Source organism: Erwinia sp. ErVv1 (genome assembly GCF_900068895.1).
GTDB lineage: Bacteria > Pseudomonadota > Gammaproteobacteria > Enterobacterales > Enterobacteriaceae > Erwinia.
The window spans coordinates 210,603-234,770 of sequence record NZ_CDPK01000001.1 but is presented as its reverse complement, the minus strand read 5'-3'; the positions used below and the strand labels follow the sequence as shown (position 1 = coordinate 234,770).

Genomic DNA, 24,168 nt, shown 5'->3' with positions numbered 1-24,168 from the left:
ATATATTTGGCTGTTTGTTTTGAAATTGTGATCTCATTCAAATTTTATTTTCTGCCTGGCAGGCCGAAAGGGGGGTTAATTAAAGGGCGGTGCAGGGGGATGTAAATAAGTTACTAACGGAGCAGGGGGGATAAAACGGCATCCTTGCCGTATCAGGGCGTTACTGGAAGGTAGTCTGTAACGCGCTCTGCGCCTGGGCCAGCGCCTGTGAATTGGCCGACAGGTTAGTCATCATCTGGTTGTACTGCGTAGCCTGCTGCTGGGTAGGAAACTGAATGGCCGGGCCATTAAAGGTCACCTGAGTACCCTGCTGTTGCAGGAAATCACCGGTCTGCACCGCATTCTGGCTAAGCGTTTGCAGGGCGGGCAGCAGCGGCATCAGTACGCTGACGGGCTGCGTCACCACTTTGTTATAAACGTTATCGTAAACCGCTTTCAGATCGGACGGCTGTTTCAGGCCAGCCTTACCGCTATCCGCCTGCGTTCTGGCCGCCTGAATCTGCTGCGTCAGCACGCCGAGCGAGCCGCTTGCCTGGCGCAGAGAATCACGGCGGGTCAGGTAATCCTGTGGCATACGAATGGCCGACAGCTCATCCACGACGGGCTTGATACCGGAATCGACCGCATGATTAACCTGCTGGGAAAAGCCGTAAATAATAGCGTAATCATTAACGTAAGGACCAAACTTCTGCTTTTGATCCGCGCTCAGCGCCGGTAAATGTTCGCCGCTGCGCTGGACGGTGTTTTGCAGGAAATCGATAAATGCTTTGCGCTGATCGGCTTCTTTATCGCCGCAGCCGGTCAGTTGCAAGACCAGAAACAGTGCCGCGAAAGGCACCAGCAGACGCGTCCACGCACGCGAGATTCCTGTCGTCATGGGAAGTAACTCCTGTAAATAATAAGGCTGTTTTAAGCAAGCATGAGGGCGGCAGACGCCGCGCCTAAAGAATAGTCCAACTCGGAGGCCGGGGATAGGGCTTAAACTTACTCTTAAGCATTACGCTTCAACCGCCAGCGGGCCGCGGTATAAGGCTGTTGGTCGGATATGGAAACATTTGCTAAAAGCAAGGTTGAAAAATAGTCTCAAATTACGACGCAAATCGCCAAATCTGATCTAATACTTATGATCCTGGCGTACCCCCGCGCTGTACTCTTTATGTATACGACGAGAGCATCTCCGTGGCAACTGGCCGCCAGCATTATGAGCCTGAGACTCAGGTTCTAACCCTCTGGCCGTTCACTATTGTGATTTTAATGAGGAGTGCTCTATGGAAATTAAAGATCCTATGTCCGAGCTGTTATCCAGCCTTGAGCATATTGTATTGACCCGTGAAGTGATCCAGTCCGCTCCCCCATTAAAGGGTGAAGTATTGATGCCCGAACCAAAACGTATCAGGGAAATTACCGGTCTGGAAATTGATGAGTTTGCCCTGGCCATGGGCGTTAGCGTTTCATCGGTGAAAAGCTGGGAAGCGAAGCGCACCAGGCCTTCGCGCAGCGCACAGAAGTTAATGCAGTTGATTCAGTCTAATCCGTGCCTCAGCCGCGAGCTGCTGGCATAAAAGAAAAACCCGCCGCTGGCGGGTTTTGTGTTTTACGAGCGCGAAGCCTTCATATCGATCACAAAGCGGTACTTCACGTCGCCTTTCAGCATCCGTTCAAACGCGGTTTCCACCTCATCCAGACGAATCACTTCCACATCCGAAACGATATTGTGCTGACCACAAAAATGCAGCATCTCCTGCGTTTCACGGATGCTGCCGATGGATGTGCCGGAAATGCTCAGGCGGCGAAAGACAATCGGCGCCACGTCCGGTGAGGTATGGGGTGCATCGGGAATGCCCACCAGCACCAGATGACCGTTCGCCTTCAGCGTGTTGAGGTACGGGTCCAGATCGTGCGGAGCCGCGACGCAGTCCAGAATGATATCAAGGCTGCTGACCTCTGCTGCCATTTGCGCGGCATCTTTAGAGACAACCACTTTACTGGCCCCCAGGCGGAGCGCATCGCTGCCTTTTGACGGCGACGTGGTAAACAGCACCACTTCCGCGCCCATGGCATGGGCCAGCTTCACCGCCATATGACCCAGTCCACCCAGGCCAATCACGCCGACCTTCTGGCCAGGCTGCACGTTCCAGTGCTTCAGCGGGGACCAGGTGGTCACGCCCGCGCACAGCAGCGGCGCAACTGCGCTCAGCTCAAGGCTTTCCGGAACGGTAACCACAAATTTGCTGTCCACAACGATGCTGTCTGCGTAGCCGCCAAAGGTTTTGCCGCCGATAACCTTCTCGTCGCCGTTATAGGTGGCCGTGTAGCCCGCTTCGCAGTACTGCTCTTCGCCCTGGTTACACTGTGAGCAGTGACCGCAGGAGTCTACCATCACGCCAACGCCAACCAGATCGCCTGCTTTAAACGCGGTTACGTCGCTGCCGGTGCTGATGACGCGACCAACGATTTCATGTCCCGGCACCAGTGGAAACTGGCTGACGCCCCACTCATTGCGCGCCATATGCAGGTCGGAGTGGCAAACGCCGCAGTAGTGGATATCAATATGCACATCGCCGGACTGAAGTTCGCGACGTTGAAATTCGAAAGGTTCGAGTGGCGTAGTGGCAGATTTTGCTGCCAGACCTGTTACCTGCATGTTAAAGCTCCCGGAAAGGTAAAGCGGCGTAGGGTAAAGAATTGTATCCATGGGGGCAAGGAGGAGTTGTAAGCGGAGGTGACGTATTGCAGTGACAGGCTGCCACAGGCAGGGTATGTACCCTTACAGGGTGAGGCTTAGCGTCATGCTGAACATAAACGGGCGGATAAAAATCCGCCCGTTTATGTTTACGTCATCACGCTAAGCCTTTAGGGCCTATTGCAGCAGCGAGATATCCGCAACCTGCAGGAACAACTCGCGCAGCTTCGCCAGCAGCGTCAGGCGGTTGATCCGCACGTCACGATCTTCCGCATTCACCATCACCTTCTCGAAGAAGTTATCGACGGCGGTACGCAGCTGTGCCAGCTCGACCAGCGCATCCTGATAGCGACCTTCAGCGAACCACGGCGCCAGCTTGCTGCTCAGGGCAGAAACATAGGTCGCCAGCTTAATCTCTTCGTTCTCTTTCAGCAGCGAGGCCTGCACGCTGTCGTTCAGCGGCTCGGTCGCCTTCGCCAGAATGTTGGACACGCGCTTGTTGGCGGCGGCCAGCGTGGCGGCTTCATCAAGGGTTCGGAAGTGTGAGACGGCCTGCATACGGGCGTTGAAATCAGCCGGACGCGTGGGACGTCGCGCCAGTACGGCCTGGATGGTATCCACGCTGTGGCCCTCTTCCTGATACCAGGTGCGGAAGCGACCCAGCATAAAGTCGATCACCTCGTCGACCACCTTTGCATTGCTCAGCTTGCTACCGTAGAGGCGCACCGCTTCTTCGGTCAGCGTTTGCAGATCCAGCGGCAGTTTCTTCTCGACGATAATACGCAGCACGCCAAGCGCGGCGCGGCGCAGGGCGAAGGGGTCTTTATCGCCTTTCGGATGCTGCCCGATGCCGAAGATCCCGGCCAGGGTGTCCATCTTGTCGGCAATAGCCAGCGCACAGGCCACCGGGTTAGACGGCAGCGCATCACCGGCGAAGCGCGGCTGATACTGCTCGTTAAGCGCAACGGCAACGTCTTCTGCTTCACCGTCGTGGCGCGCATAGTGCATGCCCATCACGCCCTGGGTGTCGGTGAATTCAAACACCATATTGGTCATCAGGTCGCATTTGGACAGCAAACCGGCGCGCGTGGCGTGGTTGACGTCGGCACCCGTTTGCCCGGCTATCCAGCCCGCCAGCGCCTGAATACGGTCGGTTTTATCACGCAGCGTACCCAGCTCTTTCTGGAACAGCACGGTTTCCAGACGCGGCAGATTATCTTCCAGACGCTTTTTGCGGTCAGCGTTGAAGAAGAATTCGGCATCGGCCAGGCGCGGTCGCACCACCTTTTCATTGCCGGAGATAATCTGCTGGGGATCCTTCGACTCGATATTGGTGACGAAGATAAAGTGAGGCAGCAGCTCGCCCGCGCTGTTGTAGACCGGGAAGTACTTCTGGTCACCCTTCATGGTGTAAACCAGCGCTTCGGCCGGAACCGCCAGGAATTTCTCTTCAAACTTCGCCGTCAGCACCACCGGCCACTCAACCAGCGAGGTGACCTCTTCCAGCAGGCTTTCGCTCAGATCGGCGATGCCGCCAATCTCACGCGCGGCGGCTTCCACACCGGCTTTAATCTGCGCTTTACGCGCCTCGTAATCGGCCAGAACTTTGCCGCGCTCCAGCAGGAGTTGCGGATACTGGTCGGCCCGGTCAAGGGTGAATTCAGGCTCGCCCATAAAGCGATGGCCGCGAAGGGTGCGCGCCGCCGTGACGCCCAGAATGGTAGCGGGAACAATCTCATCGTCCAGCAGCAGCGTCACGGTATGCACCGGACGGACGAACTGCACGTCGGAGTCGCCCCAGCGCATCAGCTTGGGGATGGGCAGTTTAGCAAGGGACGTGCTGACCATCGCAGGCAATAGCGACTGGGCGCTTTCGCCCTTCACGTGGGCGCGATAGAGCAGCCATTCACCTTTGTCGGTGCTCAGGCGCTCGGCCTGATCGACGGTGATGCCGCAGCCGCGGGCCCAGCCTTCGGCGGCTTTGGTGGCCGTGCCATTAGCATCAAACGCGGCCGCGATGGCCGGACCCCGTTTTTCCACTTCACGATCCGGCTGGGCGGCGCTCAGGTTAGCCACTTTCAGCGCCAGGCGACGCGGCGCGGCGTACCAGCTCACATCGCCGTGGGTCAGGCCAGCGGCGTCCAGTTCAGCGGTAAAGTTTGCGGCAAAGGATTCGGCAAGGCTGCGCAGGGCCTTTGGTGGGAGTTCTTCAGTGCCGATCTCCACCAGAAAAGTTTTCTCAGTCATGGCGGCCTCTTATTTCTTCTTATTGCACATCGGGAAGCCAAGCGCCTCACGCGACGCATAGTAGGCTTCAGCCACGGCTTTAGTCAGGGTGCGAATGCGCAGGATATAGCGTTGACGCTCGGTTACGGAGATCGCTTTACGCGCGTCCAGCAGGTTAAAGGTATGACCCGCTTTCAGAATGCGTTCGTAGGCCGGCAGCGGCAGCGGTTTCTCCAGCGCCAGCAGGCTCTGCGCCTCTTTCTCATACTGCTCGAAGCAGGTAAAGAGGAAGTCGACATCGGCATATTCAAAGTTATAGGTGGACTGCTCGACCTCGTTCTGGTGGAACACGTCGCCGTAGGTGGTCGTGCCCAGCGGGCCGTCGCTCCAGACCAGATCGTACACGCTGTCCACGCCCTGGATATACATCGCCAGGCGCTCCAGGCCGTAGGTGATTTCACCGGTCACTGGCTTACACTCCATGCCGCCGACCTGCTGGAAGTAGGTAAACTGGGTGACTTCCATCCCGTTCAGCCACACTTCCCAGCCCAGACCCCAGGCACCCAGCGTGGGGTTTTCCCAGTTATCTTCCACGAAGCGAATATCGTGGATGGTGGGGTCCATCCCCAGCTCTTTCAGCGAGCCGAGATAAAGCTCCTGAATGTTGTCCGGGGAGGGCTTAATGATCACCTGAAACTGATAATAATGTTGCAGGCGGTTGGGGTTCTCGCCGTAGCGGCCATCGGTAGGACGACGTGAAGGCTGAACGTAGGCCGCCGCAATCGGCTCTGGCCCTAACGCACGCAGGCAGGTCATTGGATGAGAGGTGCCAGCACCCACTTCCATGTCCAGCGGCTGAACGATGGTGCAGCCCTGGCGCGCCCAGTAATCCTGTAAGGTCAGGATCAGTCCCTGAAAGGTCTTGGTATCAAACTTTTGCATTTTGAATTCGCACGCGATACGAGAGGTGATAAAAGTGGGCGTCAGTATACCCTTTGACCGGGCGTTAGTCAGCCCGCAGTCGCGGACAACCTTATTCAGATCGGACTCTGGCGCGGCATCATCCCAGTCTGAATTCTATGATTTGAGGCTTGTTGAACGATCGCCGCCCGGCTACCCTCTTTTACGCACTGACGCAACAAGCAGGACAGATGAGAACAGAAATGAAGGATAAGATCGGCTGGATAGATAATTTGCGCGCGGTGGCCTGTCTGATGGTGATAATGATCCACACCACCACCTGGTATGTCACGCATGCTCCGGTGGTCGGCGAGCGAACATGGGACCTCTCCAACCTGCTTAACTCCGCCTCGCGCGTCTGCGTACCGATCTTTTTTATGCTCTCCGGCTATCTGTTTTTCGGCGAGCGTAGCGCGCAGGGACGACATTTTCTGCGCATTGCCCTCTGTCTGGCGTTCTACAGCGCGGTCGCGCTGGCCTATATCACCTGGCTGACGCCGATTAGCGAAGGGTTATCCCTTAAATATGTGTTTCAAAAGCCGGTGTTTTACCACCTGTGGTTTTTCTTTGCCATTATCGGCATCTATCTGCTGTCGCCGCTGATTCAGGTCAAGCCGGTAACCGCGGGGTATCTGGCGATGGTCACCCTGGTGCTGGCGGTGCTGGCAAATCCAAATACCGTTGACCAGTCGGTTGGGCGGGTGCACTGGCTGCCGCTGAATCTCTATATCAGCGGAGACAGCTTCTATTACGTGCTTTATGCGCTGTTTGGCCGCGCCATTGGCATGATGGACACCCACCGGCGCGGCGTGAACTGGCTCGCCGGGCTGGTGTTTATCGCCAGCGTTGCCGGCATTGCGATGGGAACGAAAAAGCAGATGGCGATTAACGGCGCATTTGCCGATACCTGGTATCTTTACTGCGGGCCGGTGGTGTTTATTGCCGCCGTCAGCCTGCTGATCCTGTTTAAGAACGGCCTGAATCAGCGCCCTTTACCGATCCTCGCCGCGATTTCGCGCTATTCCCTGCCCATTTATGGCTTCCATGCGCTGTTTATTCACTTTATGCGCACTCACGGCCTGGATAATACCCGCCATCCGCTACTCGACATTCCGCTGGTATTTACGGTCGCCCTGATGGGGAGCCTGCTGCTGGGCGTTTTTCTGCACCGGATTGATAAGCGGCGTCTGGTGAGCTGACGCGCGGCGGCGACGCTTTATTTTTACGGTGATTCGCCGCCGTCCGGGTCTTAAGCGGGCGCAGGCTACTGATGCGTGGCCGCAGGATCACGCCTGGCATGGCAACCAGCCTGCGGCGTATACGGTTTTTCCCCGGCCTTTCGTGATAAAGCTTGAGCAGGATCACCGCCAGCGCCAGCAGCGCCGTCAGCCCATTGGCCGACATCACCGGGATATCGCCCATGCGAAAGCCATACCACGTCCAGCATGAAACGCCGAAGAACAGCGAAGCCCACATGCCGAGCGACAGCCCGCTGGTATCTTTATTCCTGATGATGTGCAGCACCTGGAGGAAAAACGAGCCGGTGGTCACCCATGCGGCCAGCGTGCCAAGGGCAACCGGCCACGGCGAGAGGAAAACGATCGACAGCAGTGCCAGAATCACCGTTGCGGCGACAATCAGGATATTTTTCACGCCTGTTCTCTCCCCATAATTTGCAATTGCGTATCCACCCGCTGCACGGCATCCCGTAAATCGGCCAGCAGTTCAGGCTGTTCACTTAGCGAACCGAACAGTTTTTTTGTTTTTGCAAATGCGGCCAGCGGATCCCCGGCGCGGAATATCGCCGCAAAGTCTACGCTTTCCAGCGCGCGATCCTCATATTCAAAGCCCAGCGTCTCCCGATCCCGCTGCTGCATAAAGCGGAAATAAAGGGCGGGGAGGATCAGCGTCGCGCGGGGTGTCGCTCCCTGCTGATAGCAGGCTTTGAGGGTCGGCACGATAAATTCATGCAGCTTGGCGATGCTGTCGGAAGAGACGCGCTGGTTAGTATCACGCACCCACGGGTTGCTGAACCTGTGCAGCGTGGTCGCGCAGTACTCCGCTAAATCAATGTTGGTCGGAGGCAGCGCCGCGCTGACGTCCTGCATAACATAGTCAGTCATCCACTGCCTGACCTGTGGCAGCAGGCTCTCATCTATATAGCGTTTACCCAGCAGGGAACCCATCCAGGCCACGCCGCTGTGGCTGGCGTTTAACACGCGGATCTTCGCCTCCTCATAGGGAGTCACGTTTTCGGCAAATTCCACGCCCACTTTTTCCAGTGAAGGACGACCGGCGATAAAGTTATCTTCCATCACCCACTGGGAAAACGATTCACAGGAGAGCGGCGCTTCATCATCATGAATGCCATTCTGCGCCAGGCGCGTGTAAATCTCTGCGTCGAATTTGGGCGTAATACGATCAACCATGCTGTTTGGCGCACAGGTGTTTTGGCTGGCCCACGCCAGCAGCGCCGGATCCTGTTTTGCCGTGAGAAACGCCATCAATCCGCGATAAAAGCTATCGCCATTATTGCGCAGGTTATCGCAGCTCAACAGGGTGATCGGTCCGCTGTCGTGCGCCATTCTTGCACGCAGTATCTTTACCAGCGCCCCGTACAGCGTGATGGTTTCCGCCTGTTCTTGTAAATCCGAGGCGATAGCGTTGTCGGTCAGATCGAGATGCCCCTCATCATCGAGGAAATAGCCGCCCTCGGTGACGGTAAAGGAGATAATTTTTGTCTCAGCGCGCGCGGCTTCATCAACCAGCGTACGCAGTCCCGCATCCCAGAGAATGACGTTTTCAATGGCTCGCAGCGTCTGATACTGCTTTTGCCCCTCGGGCGAAATGATTTCCAGCGTGTAGCGACCCTGCTGGCGGGCAAGCTGTTGCAGGGTTTTTTGCGTGGCGCTGTTGCGGATATTCGCGAGAGAAAGAGACCAGCGGTCATCGCCCTTTTCTTTGAGCTGATTAAGATACCAGCTTTGATGCGCGCGGTGAAAAGCGCCTGAACCCAGATGCAACCATATCGATTTTTTTTGAGGATCAATACTCAAACTTTCTCCTTAAACCCCTTGCGGATTGTGCCAATGTTACCAGTAACAATAGCACAAAATGAGCACTGGATAAAAAATAGCCTGAACACAATTGCCTGCAAGAGAGGAAAATCGACAGGTGAATCACCCTCACCGCCGCGCTGATATCAGCCCAGTCCTACAGGCCACGGACAAATTCGACAGACCCCTAACTGCGCTCTGATATTTACTTTCCGCGCTTGCGCTCAAGATAGCCGACAACGATTTTCGTCCCTATCAGGAGCAGTTAATGGCGGTAAAAAAGCAGGCCAAAGCGACAAAAGCTCAGGCCACAAAGCAGTTTGGCGTTCTTGCCATGACGTTACTTGTCATCAGCGCCATGTTTGGCGGCGGGGTCTTTAATATCCCGCAAAACATGGCGCAGTCGGCGGCGTTGGGCGCCATTCTTATCGCATGGGTGATTACCGGGCTGGGGATCTTCTTCCTGGCGAGAACCTTTCAGATCCTTGCCGATGTGCATCCCGAAATGACCTCCGGGATCTATATGTACTCCCGCACGGGCTTCGGCAAGCTGACCGGCTTCCTGATTGCGTGGGGATACTGGATGTCAGCGGCCTTTGGCAACGTCGGCTACGCCGTTCTGTTGATGGATGCGCTGAACTTCTTTTTCCCACCCTACTTCAAAGGCGGTAACAGCTGGCAGGCCATCACCGTGGCGTCGGTCATTATCTGGGCGCTGAGTATTTTTGTGATGCGCGGCGTGAAAGGCACTTCGGTGCTCAATAGCATCGGCACCGTCGCGAAGTTTATTCCCGTTGTGGTGTTTATCGTCGTGCTGGCGTTCTTCGCTTTCAACCACCACCTGATGGGATCGGATTTCTGGGGCCACCTTCGCGATAATGCGCTACAGGACAAACCGCTGGGCGATATTTTTGATCAGGTCAAAAGCACCATGCTGGTAACGCTGTGGATGTATATCGGCATTGAAGGGGCGGTCGTGATGTCCGATAAGGCCGATGGACGTACCGTCGGTCGCGCCACCTTTCTCGGCTTTATCATTGCCACCGTCCTGTTTGTGCTGGTCAGTATTATTCCGTTTGGCGTCTTCTCGCAGGGTGAGCTGGCTGCCATGGCGGCGCCCTCCACGGCCTCGATCCTTAAAGCGCTGGTCGGACCCTGGGGCGGTATTTTTATCAATGTTGGCGTGATTATCGCGCTGCTCTCCTCCTGGCTGGTATGGACGCTGCTGGTGGCCGAACTGCCGTGGGCCTGCGCCAAAGACGGCACCTTTCCAAAATTTTTCGCCAAAACCAATGCTAACGGCGTCGCCTCGCACTCGCTGTGGGTGTCCACCCTGGTGATGCAGGCGGCGATGCTGCTGGTCTTTTTCTCCCACAATGCCTGGAACGTCATGCTGTCGATCACCGGCGTGGTGATCCTGCCTGCCTATATCGGCTCCGCGGCCTTCTTATGGAAGGTGCTGGCAACGGGGGGTTACCCGCAAAAGGCCCGGTTCAGCCGCATCGGCGCGCTTGTCACCAGCGTTCTGGCCACGCTTTACGGCATCTGGCTGGTCTATGCCGCCGGGCTCTCTTTCATTCTGGTGGGATGTGCCATTTACGCCATCGGACTGCTGGTCTTCATCCGCGCCCGTAAAGAGCAGTCGCCCGACCAGCCGGTGTTTACCCGCAACGAAGGCCTGCTGGCACTGCTTATCGTCATCGCCGCGCTGGTCGGTTTGTGGATGCTCTTTACCGGCCATCTGCCCCAGGTCTACCAGCCATCGTAATCAACCTTAATTTCATCGCTCGTTTATAAGTGGAGTTCCAATGAAAACTGACATAAAGCCCTGTAATAAAACCTATACCGTGGGGAAATGGATGCCCGCGGATCGGCAGACCCTGCATGACTGGATGCTGAAAATCATGCGTAAAGCGGATGAAAGCAGCGAGCCGCTGCTGCCGGTGGTCGATGCGTTCAAAACCTTTATCGAGACCGATCCCAGGGCCTGGATGCTGTTTACGCAAATGTTTGATGAAGTGAGCGAGGATGAAGCCCACCGGCTTTCGCCAGCCGGGCTGCCGCAGGTGCGCGATTATCAGCATATGCTCGCACTGATTAACGTCATCATGACGCATGCCCCGGAGTTCGATGAAACGGGCCTGGTCGGTTTCCCTTTCAATGCCATCCTCAACTGGTCAATGGCGACGCAGGGCGGCTGGAGTGGCTTCCTCGACGAGCGCATTAATCAGCATATCAAAGCGATACTCAATGAGTGGGCGGTCTTTCTGCGCTCGAAAGAGAGCGCCGCCGTACTCAGTGAAGACCCGCGCTCGGGCTGGTTTGGCGAAGATGCGCGCCGGGCGATGCCGACGTTTGTGGATGACTTTATCTGCGATCCTTCGCTTCCCCATCACGGTTTTACCTCCTGGGACGACTTCTTTACCCGCCGTTTTCGTGAGGGGGTCAGGCCGATAGCCGCGCCGGAAAATGATGATGTGGTGGTTAACGCCTGTGAATCTGCCCCCTATCGGCTGGCGAAGGAGGTTCAGCTGAAGGATAAATTCTGGATTAAATCACAGCCTTACGCGCTGCAATTTATGATGAACAACGATCCGCTGGCATCACATTTTGTGGGTGGGACAATTTATCAGGCGTTTTTAAGCGCCCTGAGCTATCACCGCTGGCATGCGCCCGTCTCGGGCCGCGTCGTTAAAACCCGCATCATCGACGGCACTTACTACTCCGAAACGCTGAGCGAAGGGGAAGATACGGCCGGGCCGAATGCTTCCCAGGGCTACATCACCGAACTGGCGAGTCGGGCGCTGATCTTCATCGAAGCGGATCATCCTGACATCGGGCTGATGTGCTTTATGGCGGTGGGCATGGCCGAAGTGTCGACCTGTGAAGTGACCGTCTATGAAGGCCAGACCGTCCGTAAGGGCGATCAGCTCGGCATGTTTCACTTTGGCGGCTCCACGCACTGCCTGTTTTTCGGACCTAAGGTGAACATTGAGTTTGACCTCAGGGGGCAGACCCCGGGCCTGGATAGCAGCAATATCCCCGTCAACAGCGCTCTGGCTCGCATTATCAGCCGCTAATTTCAACGGCCGGGGAGCATCCTCTCCGGCATTTTCTTCCCAATGCATACGAGTTCTTTATGAAAAAATCTCATTTCGCTGCCAGGCATACCTTCAAGGGCGTTGTGCTGTCGTCCGTTATTCTTTTTCTGAGCGGCTGTGCCTCCGTGCCGCAGAGCATACGCGGCGAGCCGGGGGCGATCAGTCCGGCATCATTCGAGAAAATTTCGCAGGCGCCTTCGTTATATCAGGGCCGTGAGGTGCGGCTGGGCGGTAAGGTAATAAACGTCATTAATCTGCCTGAAAAGACCATTATGGAAATTGCCATCCTGCCGCTCAATCGTTCGGCGAAACCTGTCCTGGGAGATAGCTATCAGGGGCGTATTCTGGCGTACAGTAAAAACTTTATCGATCCGGTGAATGTGCTCCATCGTTATATTACGGTCCTCGGTCAGATTGAGGGTACGGAGCCGCTAAAAATCGGGCAGACACCTTACCGATTCCTCAGGCTAAATGTCGCCGGTTATCAGGTATGGCAGCAGGAGGAGAACTTTATCCCCTTTGACGGTATGAGCTATGCCTGGTCGCCCGAGTGGGGCTATCCACTGCCGGGCGACGGCCTTAACGGCGTCTATCCGGTTGCCGATGGGTCGTATCTGGTCAGGTAACGAAAAAAACCAATCCGCGACGGGAAACCGTGGCGGATTTTTACTCCCAACCCCTTCAACGTTTACTTACGATCCCTTCAATATTAATTCACGACGCCTTCAACGTTTACTTACGATGCCTTCAATGTTTTCTCTCGTCGTCTTCAACCTCTACTTACCATGCCTGTTCCCTCAGGTCCGACCAGGAAAAATTAATCACGCGCAGGCCCTTTTCCGCTGCGTCTCTCACGATATGTACGACATGGTCTGACGGGCTTTCCTCTGCGGATTCCGGCTCGTTAATCATATTGATTTCCGGTTTTACCGGGGTAAGAGGAAGTTCCTCCGGGTCGGTAGAGAACCAGGTATAGAAGAGAAAGATAAATAACAGAGCGACGGCGACACTGCGTTTTTTCATGTTAACTATGTCCATTAATAAAAAATGCCAGTCTTAAAGACTGGCCTGAGAAGGTGCGAAATACTCAGCAGGAGGATTTATTACGCTGAGCGATCCGAAATAAAATCCAGCCACAACCAGCCTGTGCAGGCTAATCGGCGTTTTTCACCGCATCGACGACTTTCATATTCGGATTCGTTTTACACTGCCGGGTTAATTTAGGAATATAAAGGGTGTTGACCTGATTCATATCCACAAAATCTCCGCCCTTGAAATCAATATCCTTATTCAGCGCCCAGAAGGCGACGGGCGACATCGCTTTCGGGTTGAGGTTAATAAATTCTTTACAGCTCATCTCCGTCGGCGCAGATGACTCAGCCCAGGCGCTGCAAAATGGGGCTGAAATTGCTGCGCAGAGGATGAAAGCAGAAAGGGTGGTTTTTACGTTCATAACGATCTCCGGATTAATTACTCAGGGTTAAATTCTTGCAGGCAGCGCCTGACGCATCATCAGAATGCCCCAGGCGGTAAAGAGCATCTCAAGACCAATAAAGAGGGTGGTGATAATGAAGGTCTGGGTTTCACTGCTGGAAAGCCAGAGGACGGCGATAATGAGATCCAGAAGACCAATCAAAATTTGCCAGCCCGCACCGCTGCTTTTACGCATGCTGATCCCGGCGGCGATACGCGAAATGCCTCCGAAAATAAACAGAAAGCAGATTAGGGTAGTCAGCGAAATCATACCGTAGACGGGATTGATCAGCAGTGAATAACCCATAATCAGCCATACCAGACCAAATATAACCGTCAGCAGAAGCGCTTTCTTTCCCCGGTGGCGAAAGATAAAGCAGCTTCCCAGGGCATAAAGGCCGCACAGGGCGAATAAAAAGCCGACCAGATAGCTGATATATACCCCCATAATAAAGGGATAAACCAGGCAGCACATGCCACAAATAAGCAGCAGAACAGCCATGACGGTTGCTGAACGTCGATAGTGCTCGAATGCTTTAGTGCTTAGCTGATTCAGTTTCTCATTACTGATAATTATCATTATCCTTCCTTTTTTTATTAATCATTTTCTACCTGTTCCAGGGGGGCGTATTGACGAACCTTGGTAGGGTAATGCACGCGCTAACAGGGATAAATAAGAGAGAAGGGTGGGGGGTTTCAGTTCTGTCCTACAGCTGTAGGCGTAATCACTGATTATCTACGTCCGGCTCTGATTACGTCAGTCGAGGTTATTAATTAGTATTTTACTCCCACAGTTTAAATATTCAGAAGGATAAACAAATGAAAAAAATCATTATTGCTGGCGTACTGACCTCCATGCTGGCCGCCTCTCCGGTATGGGCTGCATCCACCGAAACGGCCTCATCCAGCGCCGCCGCTTCAGCGTCACTGCAGAAAGAAGTCACCGATGCACAGAATATCGCCACCCAGGGTATGATCGCCATGCGTGATATCCGCCTGGCGCGGGTCGCTATCTTTCAGGGACAGCCTGATATGGCCAAAAAGCTGACCGCTGACGCGCAAAAAATGCTGGCCGATGACAGCATCGACTGGACCCGATTTGAGAAGACCGACCATAAAGCCAGAATGATCGATGATAAGTATGTGATCATTAATGCCGCCATCGCCGTGTCAGAAAACTATATTGCAACGCCAGAGAAAGAAGCAGCCATTAAAAAGGCCAATGCTAAGCTGGCAAAAGGTGACAAGAAAGGTGCAGTGGAGACGCTGCGTGAGACCGGTATCGGTATTATGGAAAATCAGGAGCTGATGCCGCTGAATCATACGCGTCATGATGTGACTGAGGCCCAGCGCATGCTGAATGACGGTAAATATTACGAAGCCAATCTGATGCTCAAAAACGCGGAAGATGCCATCGTGGTGGAAAGCGATGTGGTTGTTGACCGCTAACCAAGATCGCTAACTAAGACCGCTAACTCGCTGCGCGTCTTACTGCATCCCCCGGTTTTATTACACGATGTGTCTGATGAAAAAACAGGGACGTTTTTTCTGCCCGGGACGTATCCGTGCATTTACGCAATTTTGAATCGCCTCGCCAGCTCGGCCTCCAGCTCCTGCACAATACGTGAGACCTCTGCAATTATCGCGTTGCGAACAGGGCGGGTAAGCTGGGAAGGAGATTTCTCCTCCACATCGCGACAGCAGCGTTGCAGCGCGTCAATTTCCAGGATCTGAGCCGAGCCGTGCAGGCGATGAATCGCCCGCTTAAAGCCAGCCCGATCGTCCTGCTCAGCCGCACGTTTTGCCGCCACCAGGTCTTTCGCCGCCTCCCTGCGAAAGGTGGTCAGGATCTCGTCCGTCAGGGCGCGGTTGCCCTGCGTATTCGCATTCAGCAGTGAGATCTTTACATGTTGAGTGTCGGGCACCAGAGGCTGCTCAGAGGGCAGCTTACACAGCGCCTGCGCGAGGTTTTCCAGTGAGAGCGGTTTAAACAGGCATTCATTCATACCGCTCTGTAAACAGGCTTCCCGTACCTGCGGCAGGGCGCTGGCCGTTAACCCCCAGATGACCAGATCGGCCTGCTGACCGCGCAGCGCCTGGGTCAGCATGAGACCATCTCGCTTCGGCATATTAAGGTCGGTGATAAGCAGGTGATAACGCTTTTTAAGACACAGCTGCTCCGCCTCCTCGCCGTCCCGCGCTTCATCAACCTCATAGCCGAGCGCGTTCAGCTGCCTTTTGAGCAGCAGGCGGTTCACCGGATTATCATCCGCGATCAAAATCGACAGGGCCGGCAGCGGCGCCATCATCGGGCGGTCACAGCGGGCACTCACGGGCGCCGCCTCGGCGATCTCAACGGGCAGAATTATCGTCAAGGTCGTTCCCTGACCGGGCGTACTCTCCATCTCCAGCGTACCCGCCATCAGGCTGACTAATTCCCGACAAATAACCAGACCCAAACCCGAACCGATCTGCTGCCGTCCCTCTTCACCCTGAACGTAGCGGTGGAAGAGGCGTTTCTGCTCCTCCTCATCGATCCCACAGCCAGTATCACGGATAACCAGCGCCAGGCGTCCCGAGGTCCCCTTAGCCGAAATAAGTTTTGCCGACACCGCTACGCAGCCCTGAGCGGTAAATTTCAGGGCGTTGCACACCAGATTGGTGACTATTCTCCGCAGAGCATGAGGATCGAGAAGCAGCTGAATGCCCGGCAGCAGCTGCATGCTGCACGTCAGGGCAATATCTTTGTCGGCAGCTTTAATATCAAACGTACGACAAATCTCACCGATCAGCGCCGCCACATCCGTCCACTGCGCCTCGCACTGATAATTTCCGGTCTCAATTTTATCAACGTCAAGGATGTTGCCAATCAGCCCAAGCAGAGACTGCGCGGTAGCGGTGGCCAGCTCAATAGCCTCCTGACTCTGCTGCGGCGTCAGGTGCTGTCGGGAAAGCAGCTCCAGAAAGCCGACAATCGAGCTGACCGGGGTGCGTATTTCGTGGCTCATACTGGCCAGAAACTGGCTTTTGGCCTGGGTGGCGTGTATTGCTCTGTTTTTCTCGGCTTCCAGACACTGCGAAAAGGCTTCCCGGTTTGCCAGCCGCTGCTGTAACTCCCGTTCACTTTGCCCGCGCTTGTGAAATTTGTGCAGCAGAAAGTAGCCCCAAAACACAATCAGCAGAAAAATAAAGGCGGCCACCGTCAGCATCAGATAAAAGGGCTTACTGTATAAATTCCATGTCTCAATTTCGACATTGGGCATCTTTGACCATTTCCCCACCATTTGCAGTATTTCACGCGGGGGGATGACCTGTAGCGCCTTATTAAGGATCGATTGCAGTTCCGGCTCCTGGCGGGAGGTGGCGATCCCCACCAGCGCAGAGGGAATATCGGAAAGTGGGGCATAGTGCAGGTTCTGGGGATAATATCGCGACACCAGATAGTTAGCGGTAATTTCCGTGGTCACCGCGGCATCCGCGCTCCCCTCCACCACCATCGACAGCGCCATGGAAGAGTTATCGGCCAGGATCCATTTTGCGTGCGGATAGCGCGCCTTAAGCTGCTCGCTGATGGCGAAGTGGAGGGGTATCGCAATCCGCTCAAGCTGTTCCAGCCGGGCCCCCGGGCTGACACTGAGCGGGGAGACGACCACATAATGCTGGCGGATCCAGGGGAGGCTAAAGTTTATTTGCGTCTGTCTCGCCTCACTCAGGGTCGCGGCCGCGATTAAATCCCCTTCATGATTAAGCATTTTTTGCCGCATCTCCTCGTTAGAATTGACGGCGACGGGTTCAAATTGCAGGCCTGTTTGCAGAGAAATGATATTCAGTAAATCGGCACTTACCCCACGCAGCGTGTTGTTTTGATCCACCATGGAGAGCGGCGGGTAATAGCGGTTAATCAGGACGCGAAGCCTGGGATGGGCTTTGATCCAGCTCTTTTCCCGCGCCGTTAAGGATAAGGGATTATTCAGAAATGAGAGGTTGCCCCGTTCCAGCCAGTACTGCGCCAGCTGATCGTGCTGTTCATTTGAAATAGCGGAAATAAACCGGTTAAGTACCTCGTGCAGTTGCGGCTGATTAGTCCGGGTAAGAAAAACGACTCCGCGTTGCTGCCTGTTAAGATAGCGAACAATCGTCAGGGACTGCGGGAAATACTTCTCGATGTTATAGCTCGCGGTGACGTTATAGCCGAGAAAATAGTCGCTCTCACCGGTAGCGACGGAGAGTAGCGCCTGATGTTCATTGTCGTAAAATCGGAGTATGGCCTTTGGAAAGTTTTGCGCAACCGCCCGGGCGGCGGGATAGCTGCGGTGAACGGCGACGGTGACCCGCTCCCGGCTCTGCGAAAGCGGTAGCGGAAGTGCACGATTTTGCGCGGCGACTAACGTAGGATGAAAAGTCATCAGCGCATGGGTGCGTTGAAACTGCTTCCCTGGCGTAACGTTGCTGTCGGGAAGAATAAGCAGCGCATCCACCTCGTTATTCTGCAATGCAGCGGAGGCCAGCGCCTGTGAGCCATATTTTTTAATCACCACGTTTATGCGCAGGCTGGAGCGCAGCAGAAACAGATAATCGGCCAGCACGCCCTGATAATCGTCGTCGGGATAATGAAAGAGAAGCGGCAAGACATCGGGCATCGCGATGCCAATAAGCAGGCGATCCTTTTTTTCCAGCCAGCGAGCCTGATCCCGGTTTAAGCGGATTTCTTTCACCGGGGTGATGTAGTGCCCTTTTATTTCAACGTTATAGGGTGATTCTGCCGCAAACGACGAACACATCAAAAAGAATAATGTTATCAGGAAAAGATGGAGCTTCTGCATTATTCACCAAATTTTATTCCGCTGCGCGAAATCATACAGTTCGATCAGAGATGAACAATCCAGCTTTTCCATTAATCGTATTTTATAGCTGCTGACGGTTTTATTACTGATAAACATTTTACTGGCGATGTCGGCGTAGCTGGTACCGTTCAGAATATAGCGCAGTACATTAATTTCCTGAGTGGAGAGGGAGTCCAGTTTTTTCTGCTCTGACGTGGCCTCACCTGAAAAGTGATCGAGAGAAAAGGGGAAGTAGCTATACCCATTACTGGCCGCTTCGACGGCGGCAATGATACTGTTCATCCCCTCTTTTTTGCTGATAAAGCCATTCGCGCCCAGTGCCGCGCTGCGCTTGCCGTAGAAGAGTTCATTCTTGGCGGAGATAACGATAATAGCCCCGGCATAGCGCCTTTTCCGCAGCTGCTCAAGCACTTCTATTCCACTGAGCGAAGGTAAGTCCACATCAATAATAACCAAATCGGGCTGGGTTATCTCCACGGTCTTCACGACCTTCGCACCATCATCCAGTTCAGAAATTACGTTGATACCCTGGGTATCAAGCAGATTGCGAATAGCAATCCGGGCAAGAGGATGATCGTCAACAACGATGGCTTTCAAAACACAATTTCCTTCTAAAAAATAAGCATGACAGAACCCTCACGGGGATATTCCGTCTTAATTAAGAAGAGTGATAGGTAAAGCTGAAGAGATGCTAAATGAAAGCGGTCATTCAAACTCAGAAGGTTACTATATCACAAACGGTAAATCCGCTGGCTCAATGAAAACTAAATGGGGCGAAATCAATTCGCCTGGATGATTATCAGTATCACCTAACGTATTTCCCGGCGTGGGTTTATCGTTAACAGAAACCGTTAACGATTTATTGATATTTTTATTCACCTGTTAAAAACCAGATTTTTCCGCGGGACGTAAGAAAAAGAATACGGCGCATACAGTATTGTCTGCTACCAAAAAAAAACGCATCCCTTAGTCTACACAGCGGTTCAAAGCGTACTAATCCTGTCATTTTACCGCCGTTGCCCTTTACTACGGCGAAAGAGAGCGTTGTGTGAAAGATTCTGGCATTGAAAAAGTTCTGTCGAAGGATAAAAAGGGCGTTATTGCCCTGCTGCTCGTTGTGCTGCTCTTAGGCGTTGCCGCCGCGGTCTATTGGCTGTTTATCATCAAAGATCGGCAAAGTACCGATGATGCCAATGTCGCGGGCAATATTAATCCCGTTTCCTCCCAGGTGGCGGGCAATGTGGTGACCATCAATTATGCTGACACCCAGAGGGTGATGAAAGGCGATGTGCTGGTAGTACTGGATGACACGGATGCGAAGATAGCCTTCAGAAAAGCACAAAGCGCGCTTGCCTGGACGGTACGCCAGATTCATCAGCTGGCCCTGCAGGATGGGCAGTATTCTGCTGATGCCGACCGGGCCGCCATCGCGCTGAATCAGACGCAAACCGATTTCAGACGCCAGCAGCAGCTCTACCAGAAAGGCCTGATCGCCCGTGAAACCCTGGAACATGCAGGCGATGCCGTGGCCAGCGATAAAGCGTCGCTGGCGGCAGCGGTACAGCTTTACCAGGCGAACAAGGCGCTTCTGCTCAACACCACGCTGCGACACAATCCGCAGGTTCTCCAGGCGGCGGATACCCTGCGTGAAGCCTGGCTTGCCCTACAGCGAACCAAAATCCGTAGTCCGGTTACCGGTTATATCGCCGGGCGCAGCGTACAGGTCGGACAAACGGTGACCGCCGGACAAACGCTGCTTTCGGTCGTTCCGCAGGATCAGATGTGGATCAATGCCAACTTCAAAGAGACGCAGCTGAATACGGTAAAAATCGGTCAGAAGGTCAATGTGGTTATTGATCTCTATGGCAGCAGCCTGGTATTTGAGGGGGCAGTGGAGGGGGTCGGCATGGGGACCGGCAGCGCATTTTCACTGCTGCCGGCACAAAATGCGTCAGGGAACTGGATCAAAGTGATCCAGCGCGTGCCGGTTCGTGTGGCGCTCGATCCCCGGCAAATTCAACAATACCCGTTACGCATTGGACTTTCAGCGACGGCGACCATTTTCACCGCGGGCGGTATCTCAACGGCGGACCAGGCGCTGGCGCAGAAGGTATCGCCGATTCCGGCGTGGCGCAGTATGGCTCTGGTGCTGGATACCGCCGACATCGACCGTCAGATTGAGCAGATCATTGCTCAGAATGGAGGGCTGTAATGGCCGCCGCTGCTGAGGCTCCGGCCCCCCTGAAGGGGGGAATGCTAATCATGGTCACCGTCGGATTAGCGCTGGCAACCTTTATGCAGATGCTTGACTCGACGATCTCCAACGTGGCCATCCCGACCATTTCCGGCTTCCTTGGCGCGTCAACGGATGAAGGAACCTGGGTGATCACCTCCTTTGGCGTGGCGAACGCCATTTCGCTGCCGGTAACCGCGCGGCTGGCGCAGCGGCTCGGGGAAGTCCGGCTTTTTACACTTTCGGTGGCGCTGTTTGCGATCGCTTCACTCTGCTGTGGTCTGGCAAACAGCCTCGATCTGCTGATCGCTTTTCGCGTGATACAGGGACTGGTGGCCGGACCGTTAATCCCGCTCTCGCAAAGCCTGCTATTGCGAAACTACCCCCCTGAAAAGCGCACGCTGGCGCTGGCGACCTGGTCGATGACGGTGATTATCGCGCCGATCTTAGGTCCGATATTTGGCGGTTACATCTGTGAGAATTATCACTGGGGATGGATTTTTTTCATCAACGTACCGATGGGTATCCTTGTCGTGGGAATGAGCGTGTTTCTGCTTAAGGGACGCGAGACGGTCACTCACCCGGTTAAGCTGAATCTTACCGGGTTGAGCCTGCTGGTGCTGGGGGTCGGAAGCCTGCAAATTATGCTCAGTAAGGGCAAAGATCTGGACTGGTTTAGCTCACCGGCGATTGTTGTTCTGGCTGCCGTTTCGGTCATTACCCTGACCTCACTGATTATTCACGAAACGCGCAGCGCGAATCCGATAGTGGATTTTACCCTGTTCAGGTCGCGCAATTTTTCGATTGGCGTACTTTGCATCGTCTGCGCCTATCTCATTTACTCCGGTGCGATCGTTCTTATGCCGCAGCTGCTCCAGGAGGCCATGGGTTACACCTCCTTATGGGCCGGACTCGCCTATGCGCCAATTGGTTTTATCCCGCTGATTCTGGCGCCGCTAATCGGCCGCTACGGTAACAGGGTGGATATGCGCCTGCTGGTCACCTTCAGCTTCATCGTCTACAGCATATGTTACTACTGGCGGGCGATCATCTTTTCCCCTGACATCACCTTTTCCGCCATTGTGTTACCGCAGTTTATCCAGGGGTTCGCCATCGCCTGCTTCTTTCTGCCGCTGACCACCATTTCGCTTGCCGGACTCCCGTCAGACAGGTTTGCCAGCGCGACCAGCATGAGTAATTTTTTGCGTACGCTCTCCGGATCCATCGGCACCTCATTAACCATTACGCTCTGGAGCCGGCGTGAAACGCTGCATCACAGCGAACTGAGCGAGTTTGTCCGGCCGGGTAATCCTGCCTGGCAGCAGACAGAGCAGGTTTTACACGGTATGGGGCTTAGCCCGGCGCAGACGCTGGCCTGGGTAGACCAGCAGATCACCCAGCAGGCGCTTATCCTCTCTGCCAATGAGATTTTTGCCCTCTCCGCCGCGGTATTTTTGTTTCTTACCCTGCTGGTGTGGTTCGCAAAACCCACCCTGGAGAGGGAAAGACATTAACCCCACGATCGGGATCGCCCTCCGGGAAGGCCCGCGGCACATAACAAAGCCGGCGGCGAAGGGGCAGGTGACATCAAAGGTGGGTTTTATTGCTTCAGGGTGGGTTAAGTTTCCTGTCAGGGTCTCAGATTGGCTACCTTATGTCCGTCTCTGGCAGGGGGCCGTTGCGTGGCTCGTTGCAGCATGGCCGCAGTGGGCAAATCGCGAAGGTACTCACCTTTACTTTGGCCGGGTGAATTTTAACCCTTGCCGGGGCGCATCCTTTAGAAAAAAGGTTATTGGCTGATTATGCTCGGTTTACGTTAGTAAAAAATCGAATTTTCACGCCCGCGCTGAGACGACTTTCTCACGGATGCGATCGGAGACATTAGGGGCTGGTCGGTCAGTAGGCCCCGTAACACCCCGGATACCGTCACTTAATTCGCAGGTATCCCTTCACATTTACCCCGTCGCATCAATTAACTTCATCAATTACTGCACCTTTGTATAAGACAGTTTTAACCATCTCATTAAAAACCCCTGTACAATAGTGGTTACCGACTTCTGTCAGTCGTGGAATTTTTGTTTAGTAAATTTAACGTAATCAGGGTGATGGAATGCTTGAATTTTTTGACGTCAGTTACGATGAACTTAAAGGCGTACAGTCGGATGAGCTTTACCGCCTGCGCAAGAAAACCTTTAGCGACCGGCTGGGCTGGGACGTTGTGTGCAACAGAGATATGGAATTCGATGAGTTTGATGCCCCGGGAACGCGCTATCTTCTGGGTTTGTATGAAGGCCAGCTGATCTGTAGCGTACGTTTTACCCCTCTCGACCAGCCTAATATGATAACCCATACCTTTAAGGCCTGTTTTGAAGATGTACCGCTGCCGCCGGGTGAAAGGGAGTCGAGCCGTTTCTTTGTTGATAAGGCGCGTGCGCGTCAGCTACTGGGCGAACGTTATCCCATTAGCCAGATGCTGTTCCTGGCGATGATCAACTATGCCCGCCACTATAGCTATAATGGAATTTACACGATTGTCAGCCGGGCGATGCTGACCATCCTGAAGCGTTCCGGCTGGCAGATAAAGCCGTTAAAAGAGGCCTGGCTCAGTGAGAAAGAGCGTATTTATCTGCTCTTTTTGCCGACAGACAGGGAGAGCCAGGCGCAGATGGCCGCGAAAATTAATGCCACGATCCACGCTTCTGAGCCGTCACTTGTCAGCTGGCCGATGTCACTCACGTCTACGACTGCGTCGGCGTAATCAGCTCCAGCTCAACGCCCAGCCGGATTGCCTGGCGGGCGTTACTCACCCCCAGTTTACTGACCACATTACCCATATGAAATTTGACCGTCCGTACCGAAATACCGGTAATGGTGGCGATTTCCGCATAGGTTTTTCCCATACTTGCCCAGTACAACACCTCATTCTCACGTGCGGTAAAAATAGCTTTATTGTTGCTCGCGTCCGCATGTCCCCGGCCCGACGAGACGGAGTGCACCAGCCGGTACATCTGCTCGTTAATCTCTATCAGATGCATCTGCATGGTGGCGCGGTCGGTTGAAAGAAGCCCTTCCAGATGGTCCTGCACGTTGCGGTCAATAATGATCGATAACAGCGCAAGGTTGTTAAAGTGGTCATGCAGGACAAAGGTAAAGCCGTTAAGGATGTTGTACTGCTTGGACAGAGAGAATATTTTCGTAAACTTCAGGTCGGACATCAGGGTGATATTTTCGTCCCAGGCAAAGGGAGAGGTCCGTCTGAACGCAGTCAGTATCACCGGGTCGGTATGCTGGAGGTTATTGGTACGGTAAAGGTTTACCCATTCGTCAGGATAACTGGAAATAATAAGAAGATTTGATGGATTTTTCTTGCTGACGACGGTGTATGCATACTCCGGGCTGCCCAGGTGTAAAAGTTTCCTGTCGATATAATTACGGAGCGTCTCCGTTATTATCTGATTTTCCTGAAATATTGAAAACATGTGGACTCCCTGAAGGTCTGAGCTTCCCTGTTTCAGCATGGTGGTGTACTTAAGTACAGGGTGATGCAGTACTTAAGTACAACTTACGGAATCAGGCTGATTACCTATAATGG

21 protein-coding genes are annotated in these 24,168 nt (G+C 54.2%); 9 read left to right on the top strand and 12 right to left on the bottom strand.

Annotation, left to right across the window (positions count from 1 at the left end; translation table 11 throughout):
• Positions 1 to 160 precede the first annotated feature (160 nt).
• Positions 161 to 877 (bottom strand): DUF3053 domain-containing protein, encoded by a 717-nt coding sequence (locus tag A1830_RS01000; protein WP_067700423.1) that lies wholly within the window; start codon positions 875 to 877, stop codon positions 161 to 163.
• A gap of 391 nt (positions 878 to 1,268) precedes the next feature.
• Between A1830_RS01000 and A1830_RS00995 the strand changes: the two genes are divergently transcribed.
• Complete coding sequence (locus A1830_RS00995; RefSeq protein WP_067700420.1) at positions 1,269 to 1,562, top strand: HTH-type transcriptional regulator; 294 nt, start codon at positions 1,269 to 1,271, stop codon at positions 1,560 to 1,562.
• A gap of 32 nt (positions 1,563 to 1,594) precedes the next feature.
• Here the strand turns inward: A1830_RS00995 and A1830_RS00990 are convergent, their stop codons facing one another.
• The 3 genes from A1830_RS00990 to glyQ all read right to left on the bottom strand — a co-directional run bounded on the left by A1830_RS00990 (position 1,595) and on the right by glyQ (position 5,851).
• The gene (locus A1830_RS00990; RefSeq protein ID WP_067700417.1) at positions 1,595 to 2,644 is read right to left on the bottom strand and encodes an NAD(P)-dependent alcohol dehydrogenase; all 1,050 of its coding nucleotides are present in this window, start codon (positions 2,642 to 2,644) and stop codon (positions 1,595 to 1,597) included.
• Positions 2,645 to 2,860: 216 nt separating this feature from the next.
• Entirely contained in the window at positions 2,861 to 4,930 is a 2,070-nt protein-coding gene (glyS, locus tag A1830_RS00985; RefSeq protein WP_067700414.1) for a glycine--tRNA ligase subunit beta, read from the bottom strand.
• A 9-nt stretch (positions 4,931 to 4,939) separates the two neighbouring features.
• Positions 4,940 to 5,851 (bottom strand): glycine--tRNA ligase subunit alpha, encoded by a 912-nt coding sequence (gene glyQ, locus A1830_RS00980; protein WP_067700411.1) that lies wholly within the window; start codon positions 5,849 to 5,851, stop codon positions 4,940 to 4,942.
• Between the two features lie 221 nt (positions 5,852 to 6,072).
• Here glyQ and A1830_RS00975 point away from each other — a divergent pair, with 221 nt between their 5' ends.
• Complete coding sequence (locus tag A1830_RS00975; RefSeq protein ID WP_067700408.1) at positions 6,073 to 7,068, top strand: acyltransferase; 996 nt, start codon at positions 6,073 to 6,075, stop codon at positions 7,066 to 7,068.
• Here the strand turns inward: A1830_RS00975 and A1830_RS00970 are convergent.
• A complete protein-coding gene (locus A1830_RS00970; protein ID WP_082804050.1) occupies positions 6,992 to 7,522 on the bottom strand; it encodes a SemiSWEET family sugar transporter in 531 nt (176 codons plus the stop codon). The genes A1830_RS00975 and A1830_RS00970 overlap by 77 nt on opposite strands.
• Positions 7,519 to 8,925 carry a D-arabinitol 4-dehydrogenase gene (gene dalD, locus A1830_RS00965; protein ID WP_067700405.1) on the bottom strand — a complete coding sequence of 469 codons (1,407 nt, stop codon included), beginning with the start codon at positions 8,923 to 8,925 and terminating at the stop codon, positions 7,519 to 7,521. The genes A1830_RS00970 and dalD overlap by 4 nt, the downstream gene beginning before the upstream one ends.
• 268 nt (positions 8,926 to 9,193) lie before the next feature.
• Between dalD and A1830_RS00960 the strand changes: the two genes are divergently transcribed.
• The 3 genes from A1830_RS00960 to A1830_RS00950 are packed head-to-tail and all read left to right on the top strand — an operon-like array spanning position 9,194 to position 12,652.
• Positions 9,194 to 10,693 (top strand): basic amino acid/polyamine antiporter, encoded by a 1,500-nt coding sequence (locus tag A1830_RS00960; RefSeq protein ID WP_067700402.1) that lies wholly within the window; start codon positions 9,194 to 9,196, stop codon positions 10,691 to 10,693.
• A 40-nt stretch (positions 10,694 to 10,733) separates the two neighbouring features.
• Entirely contained in the window at positions 10,734 to 12,005 is a 1,272-nt protein-coding gene (locus A1830_RS00955) for a phosphatidylserine decarboxylase family protein (RefSeq protein WP_067700399.1), read from the top strand.
• A gap of 59 nt (positions 12,006 to 12,064) precedes the next feature.
• Positions 12,065 to 12,652: a Slp family lipoprotein gene (locus tag A1830_RS00950; protein ID WP_067700396.1), complete on the top strand. Its 588-nt coding sequence runs from the start codon at positions 12,065 to 12,067 to the stop codon at positions 12,650 to 12,652.
• Positions 12,653 to 12,806: 154 nt separating this feature from the next.
• Here the strand turns inward: A1830_RS00950 and A1830_RS00945 are convergent, their stop codons facing one another.
• The 3 genes from A1830_RS00945 to A1830_RS00935 all read right to left on the bottom strand — a co-directional run bounded on the left by A1830_RS00945 (position 12,807) and on the right by A1830_RS00935 (position 14,079).
• On the bottom strand, positions 12,807 to 13,049 hold the full coding sequence (locus A1830_RS00945) for a hypothetical protein (protein ID WP_067700393.1): 243 nt from the start codon (positions 13,047 to 13,049) through the stop codon (positions 12,807 to 12,809).
• A gap of 130 nt (positions 13,050 to 13,179) precedes the next feature.
• A complete protein-coding gene (locus A1830_RS00940; protein ID WP_067700391.1) occupies positions 13,180 to 13,479 on the bottom strand; it encodes an HdeA/HdeB family chaperone in 300 nt (99 codons plus the stop codon).
• 27 nt (positions 13,480 to 13,506) lie between these two features.
• Complete coding sequence (locus A1830_RS00935) at positions 13,507 to 14,079, bottom strand: DUF308 domain-containing protein (RefSeq protein ID WP_067700388.1); 573 nt, start codon at positions 14,077 to 14,079, stop codon at positions 13,507 to 13,509.
• Between the two features lie 239 nt (positions 14,080 to 14,318).
• On the opposite strand from A1830_RS00935, the gene A1830_RS00930 reads away from it, so the two are divergent.
• Positions 14,319 to 14,948 carry a YfdX family protein gene (locus A1830_RS00930; RefSeq protein WP_067700386.1) on the top strand — a complete coding sequence of 210 codons (630 nt, stop codon included), beginning with the start codon at positions 14,319 to 14,321 and terminating at the stop codon, positions 14,946 to 14,948.
• Positions 14,949 to 15,070: 122 nt separating this feature from the next.
• Here A1830_RS00930 and A1830_RS00925 read toward each other — a convergent pair whose 3' ends face one another.
• Together A1830_RS00925 and evgA are read right to left on the bottom strand one after the other, a co-directional pair.
• Complete coding sequence (locus A1830_RS00925; protein ID WP_082804049.1) at positions 15,071 to 18,322, bottom strand: ATP-binding protein; 3,252 nt, start codon at positions 18,320 to 18,322, stop codon at positions 15,071 to 15,073.
• Positions 18,323 to 18,325: 3 nt separating this feature from the next.
• Entirely contained in the window at positions 18,326 to 18,940 is a 615-nt protein-coding gene (evgA, locus tag A1830_RS00920) for an acid-sensing system DNA-binding response regulator EvgA (RefSeq protein WP_067700380.1), read from the bottom strand.
• 466 nt (positions 18,941 to 19,406) lie between these two features.
• Here evgA and A1830_RS00915 point away from each other — a divergent pair, with 466 nt between their 5' ends.
• The 3 genes from A1830_RS00915 to A1830_RS00905 all read left to right on the top strand — a co-directional run bounded on the left by A1830_RS00915 (position 19,407) and on the right by A1830_RS00905 (position 23,334).
• Positions 19,407 to 20,555 (top strand): EmrA/EmrK family multidrug efflux transporter periplasmic adaptor subunit, encoded by a 1,149-nt coding sequence (locus tag A1830_RS00915; protein WP_067700721.1) that lies wholly within the window; start codon positions 19,407 to 19,409, stop codon positions 20,553 to 20,555.
• Complete coding sequence (locus A1830_RS00910) at positions 20,555 to 22,090, top strand: DHA2 family efflux MFS transporter permease subunit (protein ID WP_067700377.1); 1,536 nt, start codon at positions 20,555 to 20,557, stop codon at positions 22,088 to 22,090. Before A1830_RS00915 ends, A1830_RS00910 begins: the two co-directional genes overlap by 1 nt.
• 596 nt (positions 22,091 to 22,686) lie before the next feature.
• Positions 22,687 to 23,334: an acyl-homoserine-lactone synthase gene (locus A1830_RS00905; protein WP_067700374.1), complete on the top strand. Its 648-nt coding sequence runs from the start codon at positions 22,687 to 22,689 to the stop codon at positions 23,332 to 23,334.
• Here the strand turns inward: A1830_RS00905 and A1830_RS00900 are convergent.
• Positions 23,315 to 24,055, bottom strand: coding sequence for a helix-turn-helix transcriptional regulator (locus tag A1830_RS00900; protein ID WP_067700371.1), 741 nt, complete (start codon positions 24,053 to 24,055; stop codon positions 23,315 to 23,317). The two genes, A1830_RS00905 and A1830_RS00900, sit on opposite strands and share 20 nt — an antisense overlap.
• Positions 24,056 to 24,168 lie beyond the last annotated feature (113 nt).